Origin of the sequence: Flavobacterium sp., from assembly GCF_039930565.1 — a bacterium.
In the GTDB taxonomy this organism is placed as follows: Bacteria; Bacteroidota; Bacteroidia; order Flavobacteriales; family Flavobacteriaceae; genus Flavobacterium.
In genome coordinates, this window is the sequence record NZ_JBDTTP010000083.1 from 1 (window position 1) to 17,899 (window position 17,899).

A 17,899-nucleotide genomic window follows, 5' to 3' on the forward strand; every position below is an offset into this window, starting at 1 on the left:
TTTTCGTATAATTTTTCCTGTTCAGGATCCATATCGCAATAATAAATCTGCTCCGTCAATTCCGGCAAATCCTTTAACACCTGTTCTTTCGTTCTTCTTAAAATATAAGGCTGAACGAGATTTTTCAATTCAGATAAAATATGTTCCTCCTGCTTTTTTTCAATCGGAATTTTAAAATTCTCTGCGAAAAAATTATAAGTACCTAAAATATCCGGATTTATAAACTGCATCTGCGACCATAAATCGTCCAGCGAATTTTCGATCGGTGTACCGCTTAGTGCTATTTTATGTCCCGTATTTATTTTAATGATAGCTTTAAAAATCTTAGAATTTTTATTTTTAATATATTGGCTTTCATCCAAAATCAAATATCTGAAATCATATTTTTCTAAAATTGAAATATCACGTTGAACAATGCTGTAGCTGGTAAAAATTAAATCTGTTGAGGCTAATTTGCTCACTAATAATTTTCTGTCATGACCAATATATTGCATTTTTGAAAAGTGCGGTGTGAATTTTGCAGTTTCGTTGTACCAGTTAAAAACCAATGAAGATGGTAAAACGACCAGGGCTTTTAACGGTTCTCTTTCAATAGTCGTTTCATTTGCAAATAAATCAAAATTGGTGGTTTTAGTGGTAAAACCTAACTGTTCCTGTACAGCAACCAAAAGGGCTAAAGTCTGTAATGTCTTTCCGAGTCCCATATCATCTGCAAGACAAGCGCCTAAATTTGAATTAAAATGACTCAATAGCCATTTTACGCCATCGATTTGATAGGGTCTTAAAGTTGCTTTTAGTAAATCAGATGTATTATATTCAGCTTGAGAAATTACCTCATTTTTAATTTCTGAAATCCCGTCAACAGCTATAAAATTGCTTTTACGCAGAAGTAAGGCGCCGTTTTGTGTTATTGCCAATTTTGCCAGCGAACCATATTTGCTGAACCATTCTAACGGAATCAAAAAGTAGTTTCCGTCAGGCAGCATAAAAAGTCTTTCCTTGCTTTTTATATTGGGAATAATTTCACTGAAATTGATGGTGTGATTTCCAATAGTAATGATAATTTTAATATCAAACCAATCGCCGGTTGTTTGTTTTGAGACCGAAATAGTATGGTTTTCTGTAATGATTTCTTTGCTTTCAAGTTTCAGATTTTGGATTGTAAATCCTAAACTTTCAAGCTTTTCCTTATTGTCAATAATTAGTTGAATATTGATATAAGGATCATTAGCTTCTAAATCTGTATCCACCCCAAACAGCTCATTTTTGATTTTTACTAAGCCAATTTCAAGTAATTTTTTTGTATATAAAATTTCGACGGCACTTCTTTTAAACTGAATTATTTTGGGTTCATTAACAATACTAAAATCAACAAAAGAATGTGTTTTTTTAGTTTTACCGGCATCAAATAAATAACCGTTGTAATCGAAATAAAGATTGAGGTAATAACAATTTTTAAATAAATCATAAACAGGCTGAATCGTACTCGAAATTATTTGATCACGAAGTTCCATTTCAAAACCAGTGGCTTCAATATCAATTTTTTTGGCTATTTCGGGAATAAAACTTTTAAAATAAGTATCAACTAATTTTAAAGGGATTTCAATTGATTTTTTCTTTAGAAATGGGGTCAGTTTTTTAGAATTAAGCTCTTTTAGATGCCCTAATTTTTTGTCAATAATTAACCATCCCGGCTCATCCAAAAGAATATCGATACTACTGTTCATTGGTAAAAAAGTAGTTTTATTTTCTTTTAAAGAAAGGGTATACGTAATGCCTTCTGAATGTTTAGCAAATTGAATTTGAGGTTGAAAATCACGAGAATCGATATTAACTCTGGATCGATAAAAGTCTTTCTCAGGTCCCAAATCCAAAGATAAAGGAAATTGTTCCTTTACAATTAAATCGTAAAAGGAACTTAAATTGAATTTTAAATGCTGACGAATTGCAAAATCAATTTTGGGATCTTTTTGCAGATCGGCAATAGTTTTAGCCGATTTGATTTTGGCGCTGAATTTCCTGAAAATAAATTCAGGTTTTAAAGATTCACAGGCTGTCAGTATTTTTTTGGTATTGGAATCTAAATTTTCAAAAACAATTCCAAAACCTTCAAGTACATCTTTGCTTGCTTTTTTGCTCAGATAGTTGATTTCATCAGTATTGTCAACAATATATGATGTTGGAATATAAGTATTCAGATTTTTTTCAAAACTGATGTCAAAACAAAATTGAAATGATTTTGAAGTTTCCAAGATTAGAGATTTGGTTAGGTTGTAATTTGGGAAATTATCTAAAAATAAAAAAGTTTTCAAATTATTACTATTTTGAAAACTTTTTAGATGAACTTATTTATAGGCTAAAAACGGTTTAGTTTTCTGGCTTAAAGCAAAGCGGAATAATTTCGCCTTTTGCCAGACAATATTTTTCAACCAATTCAGGCGCAATTTTATTAGTATAATCTTCTTCGATAACGATAAATCCGATACTCCTTAATTTATCAAAATAATCACGACCATAAATACGTACGTGATCATATTGACCGAATATTTTAGCACGTTCTTTTTGGTCTGTAATCGAGTCATCTGCAAAAGTTATTTCTCTGGATAAATCCTGAGGTATTTGAAGAATCGCCATTCCGCCTGGTTTTAAAACGCGAAATAATTCCTGCATCGCTTTTGTGTCATCCGGAATATGTTCTAAAACGTGATTACATAAAATTACATCATATTCATTGTCTTTAAAAGGTAAGTTACAGATATCTGCTTTTACATCTGCCAAAGGCGAAAATAAATCGGTTGTTGTATAATCTAAGTTTTTTTGCTTGCGGAATAATTTATAAAATGCTTGTTCCGGAGCAAAGTGAAGTACTTTTTTTGGTGCTGTAAAAAAATCAGTCTGATCATTTAAATATAACCAAAGCAAACGATGTCTTTCTAATGAAAGCGTACTTGGTGAAAGCACATTGTTACGTTGCTTCCCATATCCATAAGGTAAAAACGATTTAAAACTTTTTCCATCAATCGGATCAGTAAATTTGTCTCCTTTTAAGGATAAGGCTAAAATAGGACGCGCTACATAACTCAAACGAATTAATAAGGGGCGGGGGATTGTATTAAGTACTAATTTAAATAGTTTTTTCACAGGTAAGATTAGGGATTGTAATTATAGTACTAAAGGCACTTTTCTGAATTCATCTTCTTCGGTACTTTCAATTCCCAAAGCTTTGTATATATAATAGAAAGTAGATAAAATTTCCGGTTTTCCATCAATCAAAGCTACATCATGTTCAAAATGGGCACTTGGTTTCCCGTCTGCTGTCAGGATTGTCCAGCCGTCTTTTAGTTGTTTGATGTTTTTTGTTCCCATGTTAATCATAGGCTCAATGGCAACTACCATTCCTTCCACAAAAAGTTTTCCTCTGCCTTTTTTACCATAGTTTGGCATTTCAGGAGCTTCGTGCATTTTTTTCCCTAAGCCATGTCCAACCAATTCACGAACAACTCCATATCCATGTCCTTCAGTATATTTTTGAATCGCATTTCCAACATCTTCTACGCGATTTCCGGCTTTAAACTCCCTGATTCCAACATACAGCGATTCTTTGGTTACCTGCAAAAGTTTTTTGGTTTCGGGAGCAACTTCACCAATTTCAAAACTATAAGCATGATCACCATGATATCCATTTTTGAATGCACCGCAATCTACAGAAATAACATCTCCATTTCGTAAAGGTGTATTATTCGGAATTCCATGTACAACCTGGGCGTTCGGACTCATGCAAAGCGAATTTGGGAAATCATACAATCCCAAAAAACTAGGAACAGCGCCGTGGTCACGAATGAATTCCTCGGCTAATTTGTCAAGATATAATGTGGTAACTCCTTCTTTGATTTCAGAAGCAATCATTCCTAATGTTTTAGATACGATCAAAGCGCTTTCGCGCATTAATTCAATTTCCTCACGGCTTTTTTGGATAATCATGTTTTTCAGATTTTCAGTTCGCAAAAGTACGATTTTAATATTATTTTTTTAAAGTTGATTTTGAAATTAATTGTCCCGATAATTTCAACTTTTGAATGATTAACAATTGTTCTGTCTAATATGAAAGATGTTTTGGTTTCATATCTCAGGAAAAAGCCTTAAATTAGTAATAAAACATATCAAAAATGGAAACCTCAATTGATCAGGAAACACTGTCTAAAATAAAAGCTTTAAAGAAGATGAAGCGAAATGCTTCAATGCTTTTGGGTGCTGCGGTAGTTTTGTTTATAATCGCAATTTATTTTAAAATTCCAATATTACAGGCTTTCAGCGAAGCAGCAATGGTAGGCGGGATTGCCGATTGGTTTGCAGTTGTAGCTTTGTTTCGCCATCCGTTAGGAATTCCGATTTGGCATACGGCTATTATACCGGTCAAAAAAAATGAGATTGGAGAAAATTTGGGAAGTTTTGTTTCTGAAGAATTTTTGAATCGTGAAAAATTAGAAATTAAGTTAGATGAATTCAATTTTGCTACCAAAGCTTCTGATTGGCTTTCACAAAAAGAAAACGCCAATAAAATTGCCAATGCAATAGCTTTAAATATTATTCCGGGAATCTTAAAAACCATAAAAGATGAAGATATAAAAAGATTTATTCAGGTTCAGTTCAAAGAAAAATTAGAAGCCATTAATTTTGGGGATTGGGTAGCGCTGGCATTGCAACCTTTGCAGAAAGGAAATGTAAAAGATGAATTCCTTACCAATATTCTCGGAGTCATGAGTACGGAGTTGAGCAATAATAAAGAGCTGATCCGGAAAAAAGTAAAACAGTCTACTCCTTTTTTGAGTTTCGGTCTGGCCGACAAAAGCATTTCAGAAGGTGTTTTTAACGGTTTACAGGAGTTTTTGGATGAAGCAAAAAATCCACAAAGCGAAATCCGATTTAAAATAGATGAATACATTCATGATTTTTTGGATAAAGTGAAAAACTCAGAAGAAATGAGAATCAAAATCAATGATATCATTCTTGGTTTTACAGGAAAAAAAGAAGTTCAGGATTATATTAATGGAATTTGGGATGAAATCAAATTGTCGATAACAAATGATTTGGAAAAGGGAGATGCATCTTCAATTAAAAATAATATTGCTGATTTGATTCAGCTTTTTGGAAACGGAATCCAGGAAGATCCGATAATGTTGAATAAGATCAATAATTTTATCAAGTATGATTTACTTACTGTACTTTTGAATAATAAGAAAGTAATTGGAGACCTGATTTCTTCTACTGTAAAAAGCTGGGATGGTAAGGAAGTTTCTGAAAAACTGGAATTAGAAATTGGAAAAGATCTTCAGTACATCAGAATCAACGGAACTTTGGTTGGAGGGCTTATCGGACTCGTAATTTATGCTTTTGAGGCAATGTATCATTACTTTTTATTTTAATTACGAAGGTCATATAAGTTAAATGAACCTATTTACTAACTTAAAACTCTAAAATTAAAATTTAATCAGGATTTGCCATAATTTTAAAAAGTTCCGAATTTGACATGTAAAATCTGTTTTCGATCGCAATAGAAGCTAGTTTTGCACTTACAAGATTGTTCTCACGCGTATTGATTAAAAACAAAGAACTTTCTCCAAAAGAAAATAGACGTTCCTCTGAGTTTAACATGGTAAGATTATTTTCTACCAGATCTTTTGCTAATTTTTTTTGTTTTATGAGCGAATTGATTTCAGTTTTTTGTGCATTTATTTTATTGGTAAGCTGAGTTTTCTCTAAGGCCAAAGCAAATTGGCTTTCCTGAACTTTGTATTTTGCTAATTTCCAACTACCCCGTTCTTTTCTTAAAAATAAGGGAAAGTAAAGTTCTAATCCAATTTTATAATCCTCAAAGCGATAATTGTCTATATAGCCTGGCTCTGACAAATAGGTGTATCCCACATTAATTTTAGGCAAAAGCATGTTTTGCTTCAGATCTTTTTCTACATTCAATATGTCAATTTTATTTTGCAAGGCATTTAATTTTGGATGTTTTTCCAGAGTAAAATCATTTTGTAACAAATCGTTTGTTTTTAAAGTTTCCTGTAATGTAGCTTCAAGCGCAGTTTCTGGAATGAGTTCTTCGGAAATCTCTAGCGGAATGTTATTGTCCATCCACATAAAATTAGATAATTCTAGTTTTGCTTTAGCTAGTTTTAATTTAGAATCTTCAAGACTTAAGGCTCTGTTTTTTACTATTATTCCAGCTTCAACACTATCTATTGCAGGTTTGTCCCCTTGCATAATCAAGGATTTTATTCCTTCTAAACGTATTTCTGCATTTTTGTTGTAGGTTTCGTAAAGCTTCATTTCTTCGAAATTCTTTTTCCAGTTAAAATAAGCAATAGAAGCATCGTACAAAACGCTTACCGCTTGCAATTTTCTCTCCGAATCGCTTAGTTTAAGCTGAATTTTAGCTTTTCGAACATCAGCCATTCTCTGATTGATTAATAATCCCTGAGCAATAGGGACGCTGATTCCAAACGACGTTAATCCCTGATTTGGAGTTGTGTTTTCCGGATTAAGATAAACCCCTTCGTTATTATCAAAACCTGCCTTTAACTCAATTCCGTACCAGGTTGGTATTTTAAAACTACTGTTTAGAATAGAATAATATTCTTTATCCTTAAATTGTTTTTGACTGAAATCAACTTCAATTTTGGGGTCAAAACCGCCTCGGGCCATCATCAAATTGGCCTGTGCTTTACTTATTTCTAAATTTGCATTTTTAACCAAAGGATGGTATTTTTTTACATACCCAAGAAATTCATTGTAGGTAAGTTCTTTAGAAACGGATTGCTGGCCAAAAGCGGTACAAGCAAAAAAAACAAAAGCTATAGATATTAGTTTCATTGTTTTTTTTCTTTAGTTACTTTTTGTCCACTTTTATAATAATTAGGAGGAAATCCGTTTAAAGTTCTCCAAATTTCAAACCAAATTGGTACCGTATCTAATAGCGCAATTGTTTGAGCTCCTGAGCCAATACTCAATTGTTTGGGCCAATGTGCTTCGTTTGGATCCGGGGCAATTAAGATTCTGTATTTACCATTTTCACTTATAAAATTTTCGATAGCAACAACTTTTCCTCCAAAAGTTCCATACGAAATATCAGGCCATCCTGAAAATACAATAGTAGGCCAACCGTCAAACCAAATTCGTATTTTTTCTCCTTTTTTAATCAGAGGCAAATCAATAGGGTTGATAAAAGTTTCTACAGCAATGTCATACTGAGACGGCATAATGGTTACAATTGGTGTTCCTTCTTTTATGGTTTCGCCCAAACCTGCCTGCAATGCTCTGTTAATATAACCACTCTGAGCCGCTTTGATGTAGTACATTCCGTTACGTAAACTATAATTGGCGTATTGATTTTCTAATTTACTCACCTGAGCTTCTGTGTCAAATTTATTGCTCAGGGTGGTAAACTGATCGCTTTTGGCTTTGGATATTTTTTCAGCATATTCGGCTCCAATTCGGTTGATCTCCACCTGTGCATTAATAAATTCATTTTTACTTGTGAGATATTTGTTTTCCTGTGTAATAATTTTGGTATCAACATCTTGTAATTTCAAGCGTTTTTCTTCGACATCAGTCAGCGGTTTTAAACCTTCTTTATTCAGTTGTAAAGAACGGTTGTATTGTGTGTTCGCAATTCTCAATTGTGTTTTTGCAGCCACAAGATCCATACTGTCGCTTTTTATTTTTAATACAGATTGTTTGACTTTGTTTCGTGCTTGCTCGAGTTTCAGTATTTTTTCGTTTTCGATCGACTGAATTTGAGTCGAAAGCGTATTTACCTTATCATCATAAGATTCCAGCGAATTTTTTTTTGCATCTACCTGATTTTTGGTATTTGCAACCAGATTGGGGTCCATGTAATCCTCTTTTATTTCAGAAATAAACAAAATGGTATCTCCTTTTTTTACAAAGTCGCCTTCTTGCACGTACCATTTTTCAATTCTACCCGAAATAACACTCTGTATAGATTGTGGCCTTTGGTTAGGTTTTAAAGTTGTTACAGATCCAGATCCGGAGATGTTCTGTGTCCACGGCAGGAAAAGGGCAACTATTCCTAAGATGGATGTCCCTATTATCATTTTATTTAAAAATTTATAATGGGGCCTGTTGGTTAGGTTTTTTACAGTTTCATAGCGATCAAGTGGTTGTAATTTTGTTTTATTGTCAGATATGTTTAGCATGACGTATTGTTTTTTTGATCAAGTAATATAATGCCGTTTTTCATTGTTATTTTTCGTGTCGCTTTTGTTTTCCAATATGGATTTTTAGAGGAAACAATAATGGTCCATTTGTTTTTATCAGAAGTGATAAAATCAATAATGTCATTGGCAGCATTTTCATCCATTGTGTCTGTCGGGTCTTCATAAAAAAGCACTTTTGGTTTATGAATAATACTTCGGGCCAGCAGAATTTTTTGAGCATTAGAAGAAGATAATTGTTTTCCTTCAGGATAAATATGTGTTTCTAGACCTTTTGGCAATAATTTTATATACCGACTTAGCTGAACTCCATCAAGAGCCCATTTTAAATCTTCAGAACTTATTGTTGGGTCGTTAAAAGTGATATTTTCTAAAATAGTTCCTTCAAATGGTGTTTCATTATGAATAATACTTCCGATTTGTGATCGATATTGTTTTAAACTTATTTTTCTAAAAGTATCATCGTTGATATAAAAAGCACCAGAATTTTGTTTTAATAAACCAGATAATAACCGAATAAGCGTAGTTTTTCCCGATCCATTCTCGCCTCCGATTACAATTTTTTCACCTTGTTCTATTTTAAGAGTGATAGAATCTAACGTATCGGTTGGAGAATCCGGAAACTTAAATTTTAAATTTTCAGTTTCTAAAGTGATGTTGTTATAGCAAATTTCGTTTTGTATATCCGTGTTTTCTTCTAGTTCTAAATCAGTTACCTGGCCTATTTTTTCGACAGAGGTTAAAACGTCATAAAAACTCTCAAGGCCAAGGATGATTTTTTCAACAGAATTAATTACTAATAAAATGATTATTTCTGCAGCCACAAACTGCCCAATATTCATTTCCTGACTAAGGACCAAATATCCTCCGATAGACAATAAACCCGCTGTAATTATAATTTTAAAAATGATTAACTGGGTAAATTGCCTTTTGATGACATTGAAATGTTTTTCCCGATAGTTGATATAGTCAGTTACTAAAGAATTGTTTTTTTGAAGTGCAAAATCATGGTTTAATTCATTCCTGAAACTAAAATTATTGCGGGCCATTTCCTGCAGCCAGCCTGCAACTTTATATTTGAATTTGGATTCTTTTAAGCTGGTTTCTAAACTTGGCTGGTACGAAAATTTGAAAATAAAGTATAGAAGCAGGAACAATAAAAGACCAAAAACGATGAAATAAGGATGGTACAATGACAATAATATAATTCCGAAGGTAATTTGCAGTAAAGCAGCCGAAAAATCGATTAGTAATTTTGAAGTTCCTTTTTGAATGGCCATAGTGTCAAAAAAACGGTTTGTTAATTCCGGCAGATAAATACCATATAATTCGACCAATTTTATTTTTGGCAAGCGACCCGCAAACTCAAAGGAAGAACGTACAAATATTTTTTGCTGCAGGTTTTCTGTAATTCGCAATTGCATCAAAGATAAAACGCCAACTAGTCCAACACCAGCAACAACAAGTATTATTAGTACAATCCAAGATGCACTTACTCTTCCAGATTGTATAAAAGTAATGATGGCCTGAATACCTAAAGGAAGTGACAAACTGATTAATCCGGCAAAAATAGCGTAGAAAAAGATTTGATAAATATCTTTTTTATCCAGTTTAAGTAAATTGTAAAATCTTTTTAGTGGTGTCATATCATTCTATAATTAGCGTAAGGCGTTTTCTGCAAGATTGAAGTAAAATTGGGTTGTTGTAACAGTTTCATTACAATCCGTAATTGTTTTTAAATGATCTGTTAGGAAGTGTTGGTGTAAACTCCCCTCAACAATAGTTGAAACTAATGATTTAGCAAACGGGTATTCTGGATTTACTTCCTTAACAATCAAAACAATCCGATTAATAACCCTTTTGTATATTAAAAAAAAACCTTCTTTGTTTTCCTGATCAACTTCTTTAGTGTGCAGTGTTTTTGTAAATTCTGCAATTATTATTTTATTCAAAATTGCTTCGTTAATATGTTCCGTAGCTGCATCATCTGTTATCTTTTCGGTAACGATAGTAATGGCTTTTTTTAGTTTTTCTTTTTTATCTGTGATGTTGGTGGTGTTAAAAACGAGTTTATATTCCATCCAGCTCCAATACCATGAAGATAAGTAAACCAGTAGTTTGTGTTTATTTTCAAAATAGCGGTAAATAGAACTTTCATTAGAGTCTATTTTTTTTCCTAATTTTTTAAATGTAAAATTATCAAAACCAATATCGTCAATTAGAAGAATACTTTGTTCGAGTATTTTTTTTCCAAGAGCAGATGTTTCCGGATCTTTGACATAGATCTTTTCATTTACTTGTATTTTTAAATTTGATAGCATTATATCCATAAAAATTATTTTAAATGCAAATATAATAGTATTACTATTATAATGAAAATTTTAACTTTTATTTAAGCAAAAAAAAACTGCTCTTAGTGGAAAGAGCAGTTTCTAAATAGCAAAAAAGTGGTTTTCTATAATAATGAATGACAGGTCATTGCAGCAGGTTGTTCCACTCCCATTAGCTGTAAAATAGTTGGTGCAATGTCTCCGAGAACGCCATTTTGAATATGCTTCAAATCCTTATCAACTAAAATAATCGGCACCGGATTGGTTGTGTGAGCCGTATTTGGACTTCCGTCAGGATTAATCATGGTTTCGCAGTTTCCGTGATCTGCAATTACAATAGTAGTATAATCATTCGCAAGAGCAGCTTCAATTACTTCTTTTACACATACATCAACCGCTTCGCATGCCAAAATTGCGGCACTCATAATTCCGGTATGACCAACCATATCGCCATTCGCGAAATTGAGGCAAACAAAATCAACTTCACGTTTGTACAATTCCGGAACGAGGGCAGCTGTAAGTTCAAAAGCACTCATTTCTGGTTTTAAATCGTAAGTGGCTACTTTAGGAGAGTTTCTTAAAAGTCTTGTTTCGCCTTCAAAAGGTAATTCTCTTCCACCGGAAAAGAAAAAGGTAACATGTGGGTATTTTTCGGTTTCAGCAATACGAATTTGTTTTTTACCTGCTTTTTCCAGGACTTCGCCCAGAGTTTCCGTAATGTTATCTTTGTTGTAAACTACTTTTACATTAAGATAAGTCTCATCGTAATTGGTAAGAGTTACGTAATACAGGTTTAATTTGTGCATGTTTTGCTCATGAAAATCCTGTTGCGAAAGAGCCTCTGTAAGTTCACGGCCTCTGTCAGTTCTGAAATTGAAGAAAATAACCACATCACCTTCCACAATTGTTGCAAGAGGCTTTTGATGTTCCTCTACCATTACAATAGGAGCAATAAATTCATCTGTAACGCCATTGTCATAACTATTCAGAATGCTCGCAACACTATTTGTAGATGGGGTACCAATTCCGTTTACAACCAAATCATAGGCTAATTTTACGCGTTCCCAACGTTTATCACGATCCATTGCATAGTAACGCCCAATGATAGATGCAATTTTTACAGGAGTATCTTTAATATATTCTTCAAGATCTTCAATGTATTTTGCTCCGGATTTAGGGTCAACGTCCCTACCGTCAGTAAATGCATGAATAAAAACATTATCAAGACCGTATTCCTGAGAGGCATCTATCAGTCCACGTAAATGTGAAGTATGGGAGTGTACACCACCATCAGAAACTAATCCAAGAAAATGTACTTTTTTATTATTGTCTTTAGCATAAGTAAAAGCATCAATAAGTACTTGTTCTTTAGCAAATGTTTTATGTGCTACAGCTAAATTTATTTTGGCTAAATCCTGGTAAACGATTCTTCCTGCGCCAAGATTCATATGACCCACTTCGCTGTTTCCCATTTGTCCTTCAGGCAACCCAACGTTTAAACCATCAGTTCGAAGTTGGGCACTTGGATAATTTTGATACAGGCTGTTTATAAAAGGTACGTTTGCGTTGTCGATTGCAGATACTTTAGGGTCAGGTGATTTTCCCCAGCCATCTAAAATCATTAGTATTACTTTCTTATTCATTGATTTTTAGTTTTTGGCAAAGATAAACCATTTATAAAATTTGCAAGGAAGCTTCATTATAATTATGTTTTATAAAATGAAGACTATTCAAAAATCATAATTTAATTACAGAAGCCTTTGTTTTTTAAAATTAATGCATACTATGCCTTATTTTTAATCTTATTTTTGACACCATTATAGTCAATAAAATATTTGATACTTATTGAAAAAATGTGCTTTAAGGTGTCATTATTCAATAACTTAGTCAGATTGTGGTCAAATTCCTTATTAATAATACGTTCGAAATTAGAACCATTGTTTCTGTATAATGCAGAAATCTGGCTTCCCGGGGCAAACCACCAGGAATAAGATAAATCAGTATTCCAGGAATAAAAGCTTGAATTTTTGTTTTCACTATATTCAGGAAAAGGAATTAATGTTCCGTCATTATTAAGTTGAAAGCTATTCTTGTTTTCTGCATAAGACCAATATTGCCTTACAGCAAGATTAAGGGTCATTTTGCTGTTAATAGCATATTTTCCTCCCAGAGTATTGGAGTATGTTATTACATTTCTATTAGCAAATACAATAGTTTCCGGACTGCCTGGAATTTCATCATCAATCGTATCAATATATCCCTTATTGTTATTTCTTCTTAAAAAACTAAACTTATAAGTAAATAAAAGTTTATCATTAAACCTATATCGCGGTCCTACATCCACACCATATGACATACGTCCCGGCTCATCTGCAAAAGTAACCGAAGGGTTTAGGTCCAGAGCAAATTTATTGTTGTAGTTGGTAGACAGGTTGCTCCATAATCCTAGCCTTTTCGGTATAATAACATATTTGTTATCAGCTCTGGGCTCATAATAATCATAAGATTCCAAAGGGATAGCAGTTATTCCAAAATCAAAATAATGATTTTTTATTGTTGTTAAATCAATGCTGGCTTCAAGATAATTATCCTGTACTTTACCAGATTGTTTATTAAATTCCGCGTACATATTATAATTGATTTTAAAATTATTGAAATGTTTTGTCGGATTTAGAATTCTGTAACTGGCATTTCCATTAAAATTATAATAATTAGTAAGGAAAATAATCCCTAAATCGTTTGAATCAAAATCTTTTGAAACAAAATCAGTGCCTATATTATATCTATAGTTTCCACTTGTCTCTGCAAGTCTAAAAGAGGTGAAAATACCATCTTTATCCTGAACTTCGTTGATATGACTGTATTTAAAATTTCCGGATAGATTATAAGTATTGGCTTTGGTATTTAAATCCCAGTTTAAAGCGGATACATTTGCATCTCTAAAATGATGATTTCGTGTAACATTGGTATTGATAAATGATACTGAGGAGTTTTTTCGAAAGCGCTGGTCCAAAACAATTACATTGTAATTTGCTAATGGTTCTGTTACCTGACGCCTTATTTGGTTTGATATAGTATCTTTCGTTATAGCAAAAGTTTTTTCAGTAATTGCATTTAAGATGCCCACTCCCAAACCTTTTTTTGTCCTGCCCGAAATTTTTAAGGCATTAATAAGATTGACTGTTTGGGGATTTTCTATGAGTTCTTCATCTTTATTTAAAGTGGGCTCAGTTGATGGCAATCCACCAATTCTCCTGGAATAAAAAATATTTCCTTTGCTGAACAAATCAGTTCCTTCGGTAAAGAAAGCCCTGTTTTCGTTAAATTGCTGTTCAAAAGGACCTAAATTTAGAATCTGATCATCGTATTTTGCCTGTCCGAAATCGGGAATTAAAATCGCATCAAGTGTAAAAGCATCATTAATTCCGTATTTGATATCCAGTCCGGCTTTTAATGTTCCATATGTTTTTTGTTTGGCATCTGCATTAAGATAAAAAGAAGAATAAGGCAACAAAAACAATCGGGTAGGAGGCTTGATATTTTCTATTCCCGTTAAGGTACCGCTTTGCTGTGTAAATGTGCCTAGCTTTGAATCAACTAAATTCCAGGTGTATTTATAACGAAGACGCTTAATTTCCCTAAAAAAATTGATTCCCCAGGTTTGCTTGTTTTCATTTGAGAAACGCAGGGCTGCATATGGAATTTTTATTTCAACAATCCAGCCGTCTGTAGTAAGGCTCGCTTTGCTTTCCCAAACTGCATCCCAGGAATAATCTTCTCCATTGGCATCTGTCATAATGCAGTCTCCCTGAACATCTGCAGCCGAAACAAAAAATTGAAAATCCTGTTGCCCATCATTAAAGCCATTTATAAAAACGCCAAAAAGATCTGCAGTTCCAAAATCATCACGCTGGGAAATCTCTTTTAAAATCTTATCAGGCCCATTATCATACATTACAGCGCCAATATAGATTGCATTATCGTCATATAAAATTTTTACTTCGGTCTTTTGTGCTTCGGGAATTGCTTTTCCATTATCCGGATTGTACATTACAAAGTTAGAAGCCACAGGTGTAGTTTTCCAGTCGTTTTCATCGAGTTTTCCATCTATTAAAATATATTCATCAGTTTTATTTGTTTGCAAAACTTTTTTTTGTGCTGAACACAATAAATTGGTCAGTACAATACTTATGCTTAAGAAAAGTCTTTTTTTCATAACTATGATAAATGGATATTTTGTAATGTTTTATTTAAATTAATAAACGGTTATATTATAAATTGTTATGCTAGTTGTATTTTAAAATTTAAAATTTAGGTTTCTTTTTTTTAAATACCTAACAATCAATGCAGTACTATTTTGTTAAATTAATACCGCGAAATTAAATATTTGTAAGTTTAATTTAACCTTTTCTGTAGGCAATTGTTAAAGTTTAAACAAAAATACCCACTTTTAGTGATATAAATTTTTGTAATTGGAGAAAAATTATACATTTGCCAAACCCAAATAAAAGTTTAACCTAAACGAATTCAATGATTTATAAGATTTATCCCGCATTGCTATTTTTGTTTTTGTCATTCGCTACAGATTCAAAAAATACCTACGAAAATGAAATTGTAAATTCAAAAAGCATTGCAAGTGTTGAAAAAGTGGCTATTGATGCTAAAATTGAAAGTGTGTATAACACATTAAATTCAAACAATTTTAAATTACCCGAACTTAGAACTTTTTCTGAAGCCTTGAAGGGTTTTTACTTGTTAAGAGAGAAAGGAATTGTGCAGAAAGATATCCTGACTCTTATCGATTTTAGTTTGTCATCAAACACAAAACGATTATGGGTGATTGATTTGTCGACTAACACCATATTGTTTCAATCCCTTGTTGCTCATGGGAAAAATACAGGTGAAGAATTTGCCTCTGAATTTTCAAACAAGAACTCATCTTATCAAAGCAGTCTTGGTTTTTATTCCACTGGTGAAATTTATCAGGGTAAACATGGCGTATCCTTGCGTTTAGATGGTTTAGAAAAAGGTGTTAATGACAATGCACGTCAGAGAGCTGTTGTGATACACGGAGCAGATTATGTGTCGGATTCTTTTATTCAAAATCATAAACGCTTAGGAAGAAGCCAGGGATGCCCTGCTATTCCGGTAGAATTAACCAACAAAATCATTCAGACCATTAAAGACAAATCTTGTTTGTATATTTATCATCCTTCAAGAAGTTTTGCAATGGAACCAAATTTAATTTCTTAGTTTAGTATATAAATCAGCATCGAGTTCATATACGTCATATCTAAAAATTAATTGATTTTTTTCGCTCCACGCGGTCCAGTACCATTGGTATAAAGTGTATTTTTTGGTAATTCTGATGCTGGTTGTTTTCTTAGTTTCAATAAGTGCATCAATTTTTTCCTTTGACCAATTTTTGGAATCACTCAAAATATGCTGTGCTAGTTCCAGTGGATTTTCTACCCGAACGCATCCTGAACTTAAAGAACGATTGTGTCTCTCAAAATAATTACGATGATTGGTATCGTGCAGATACACACTATAATTATTAGGGAACATTATTTTCACTAGTCCCAATGAGTTATTATAGCCAGGGGTTTGAACGTAACGATAGCTATGAGGTTTGTTTTCGTTCCAGTTTGCCGGGTCGACTTCATTTCCCTTGGCATCATAAATAGTGATACTTTTATTCTTTAAATAATTTCTGTTGCGTTTCATTGCCGGAACGACATCTTCTTTTAAAATGGTTGGCGGTACTGTCCATGTGGGGTTGAATACTATTGATTTTAACGTTGAGGTTAAAATAGGTGTTTTACGTTTGTTTGTTCCAACTACAATTTTTCTAACAACTGTCGTGTCTTTATTTTCAACAACATTAAGGCTGTAATTAGGAATATTAACAATGAAATAGTTTTCTGAAAATTCATTTGGATACCATCTCCAGCGCTCTAAATTGGCAATAATTTGCTGTTTCCTTTTGGTTTTAGAAAAGTTAAGAGCATTAATTGTTCCGGCACCTATAATCCCATCAGCAATTAAACCATGTCTGGCCTGGAATTTTTTTACTGACTCAAATGTTTTTTTATCATATATACTTGTTAGACTGTCTTTCCCAGTCATGTCTTTCCAGTATGATAGTCTTTTCTTTATATTTAAAACTGCAGGGTTTGTGTCGTTTAATACAATCTTTTCTCTAAATTCAATAGTTTTAATATTGTCTTCCGGAAAATCATTTATAATTTTCAGGGCATGTAATAATTGTTTGTAAGTCACAGACTTTGGTTGAATCTGATCAACAAGGCTATCCAGTTTATTATTATTGAAGCTTTTGATTAATGCTTTGTTTACATCAAATGTCTTTTCACTTAACGCCCAGTCCCGATATAATTTTTTAGGGTCTAATTTACCTTTATTTAGGTGATTTAAGTATTTTTCAAAATTATAAGTTAGCAACAGATCATAAAAAGCTAATTCCTTATCCTCCAAATTGCTAACTTTTGTTTCGTATGCGTTTAACTTGACAACATTATAATCATCCTGGTTTAATCCTAATTCCTCTGAATTTTTCAATTGTGATAAAACAAATTTTCTCTTTTTTAGATTTCCCCAAACGGTTTTGTTTTCAGAAGAACCATAAAATTGTTTTAACGTTTTACTTTTAAAGGAGTTTATTACAACTGTATCTATTTCAACTATTCTTTCATCAGTAAGAATAATAGCCGGCTGGCCTTTTTTTGCATCTGAATCAGAAATTTCAGAATTTTTTTTATTACAACTTATAAAAACAATTAGTAATAAAAGAAAGTAAAATTTTGTCATTTTATATTTTTTTAAACATTAATAAATGTTCGCCGACATTTTTTATATCAAAAGGCTTGCCAATGGGCTGATATCTCATTTTTTTATAAAAACTCACTGCTTCAGTTCTTGCATTGAACCAGATTAGCTGAACGTTTTGTGAAATGCAATATGTCTCGCAATAAGACACCAAAGCTTCTCCAAACCCTTTTTTTTGATGTTCTTCCAAAACGGCCATTCCACGAATCTGCCATTGTTTTTTTTCTTCAAAGATAGGATTGGAAGTAGTGAATAATGAAATAATTCCTGTTAAATTTTTGTTTTCGAATAATCCGAAATGATGAGTTGTATCTAAATTATCACCTTCAAAATTACAACTTTCAATAGGTTTTCCTTTCCTAAGAACACGTTGTCGTATAATAAAAGTTTCCTGAGAAGCTATTTCCTTGATTAATGTCATATTTAAAATAAAAAAACAAAGCTATAACATTTTAATTTTAAATAGATTACTAGAAATAGTGATTT

At 32.6% G+C, this 17,899-nt stretch carries 13 protein-coding genes; 2 read left to right on the top strand and 11 right to left on the bottom strand.

Going from position 1 to position 17,899, the window contains the following annotated elements; all coding sequences use genetic code 11:
- The 3 genes from ABI657_RS16470 to map form a co-directional block, all read right to left on the bottom strand.
- On the bottom strand, positions 1 to 2,252 hold a 2,252-nt coding region (locus tag ABI657_RS16470; protein WP_348098362.1), incomplete at its 3' end, for an SNF2-related protein.
- A 115-nt stretch (positions 2,253 to 2,367) separates the two neighbouring features.
- The gene (locus ABI657_RS16475) at positions 2,368 to 3,141 is read right to left on the bottom strand and encodes a methyltransferase domain-containing protein (protein ID WP_348098363.1); all 774 of its coding nucleotides are present in this window, start codon (positions 3,139 to 3,141) and stop codon (positions 2,368 to 2,370) included.
- Between the two features lie 21 nt (positions 3,142 to 3,162).
- Positions 3,163 to 3,981: a type I methionyl aminopeptidase gene (map, locus tag ABI657_RS16480; protein ID WP_348098364.1), complete on the bottom strand. Its 819-nt coding sequence runs from the start codon at positions 3,979 to 3,981 to the stop codon at positions 3,163 to 3,165.
- Between the two features lie 185 nt (positions 3,982 to 4,166).
- On the opposite strand from map, the gene ABI657_RS16485 reads away from it, so the two are divergent.
- On the top strand, positions 4,167 to 5,423 hold the full coding sequence (locus tag ABI657_RS16485; RefSeq protein WP_348098365.1) for a DUF445 domain-containing protein: 1,257 nt from the start codon (positions 4,167 to 4,169) through the stop codon (positions 5,421 to 5,423).
- Positions 5,424 to 5,484: 61 nt separating this feature from the next.
- Here ABI657_RS16485 and ABI657_RS16490 read toward each other — a convergent pair whose 3' ends face one another.
- The 6 genes from ABI657_RS16490 to ABI657_RS16515 form a co-directional block, all read right to left on the bottom strand.
- A complete protein-coding gene (locus ABI657_RS16490; RefSeq protein ID WP_348098366.1) occupies positions 5,485 to 6,873 on the bottom strand; it encodes a TolC family protein in 1,389 nt (462 codons plus the stop codon).
- Positions 6,870 to 8,219, bottom strand: coding sequence for a biotin/lipoyl-binding protein (locus ABI657_RS16495; protein WP_348098367.1), 1,350 nt, complete (start codon positions 8,217 to 8,219; stop codon positions 6,870 to 6,872). The genes ABI657_RS16490 and ABI657_RS16495 overlap by 4 nt, the downstream gene beginning before the upstream one ends.
- On the bottom strand, positions 8,213 to 9,883 hold the full coding sequence (locus tag ABI657_RS16500) for an ATP-binding cassette domain-containing protein (protein ID WP_348098368.1): 1,671 nt from the start codon (positions 9,881 to 9,883) through the stop codon (positions 8,213 to 8,215). The genes ABI657_RS16495 and ABI657_RS16500 overlap by 7 nt, the downstream gene beginning before the upstream one ends.
- Positions 9,884 to 9,895: 12 nt before the next feature.
- Positions 9,896 to 10,567 carry a TetR/AcrR family transcriptional regulator gene (locus ABI657_RS16505; RefSeq protein WP_348098369.1) on the bottom strand — a complete coding sequence of 224 codons (672 nt, stop codon included), beginning with the start codon at positions 10,565 to 10,567 and terminating at the stop codon, positions 9,896 to 9,898.
- Between the two features lie 125 nt (positions 10,568 to 10,692).
- On the bottom strand, positions 10,693 to 12,210 hold the full coding sequence (gene gpmI, locus ABI657_RS16510) for a 2,3-bisphosphoglycerate-independent phosphoglycerate mutase (RefSeq protein ID WP_348098370.1): 1,518 nt from the start codon (positions 12,208 to 12,210) through the stop codon (positions 10,693 to 10,695).
- A 140-nt stretch (positions 12,211 to 12,350) separates the two neighbouring features.
- Positions 12,351 to 14,783: a DUF5916 domain-containing protein gene (locus tag ABI657_RS16515; RefSeq protein WP_348098371.1), complete on the bottom strand. Its 2,433-nt coding sequence runs from the start codon at positions 14,781 to 14,783 to the stop codon at positions 12,351 to 12,353.
- Between the two features lie 314 nt (positions 14,784 to 15,097).
- Here ABI657_RS16515 and ABI657_RS16520 point away from each other — a divergent pair, with 314 nt between their 5' ends.
- The gene (locus ABI657_RS16520) at positions 15,098 to 15,820 is read left to right on the top strand and encodes a murein L,D-transpeptidase catalytic domain family protein (RefSeq protein WP_348098372.1); all 723 of its coding nucleotides are present in this window, start codon (positions 15,098 to 15,100) and stop codon (positions 15,818 to 15,820) included.
- On the opposite strand, the gene ABI657_RS16525 is transcribed toward ABI657_RS16520, so the two are convergent.
- Complete coding sequence (locus ABI657_RS16525) at positions 15,809 to 17,395, bottom strand: L,D-transpeptidase family protein (RefSeq protein ID WP_348098373.1); 1,587 nt, start codon at positions 17,393 to 17,395, stop codon at positions 15,809 to 15,811. The genes ABI657_RS16520 and ABI657_RS16525 overlap by 12 nt on opposite strands.
- 1 nt (position 17,396) lies before the next feature.
- A complete protein-coding gene (locus tag ABI657_RS16530) occupies positions 17,397 to 17,834 on the bottom strand; it encodes a GNAT family N-acetyltransferase (RefSeq protein ID WP_348098374.1) in 438 nt (145 codons plus the stop codon).
- Positions 17,835 to 17,899: the final 65 nt, after the last annotated feature.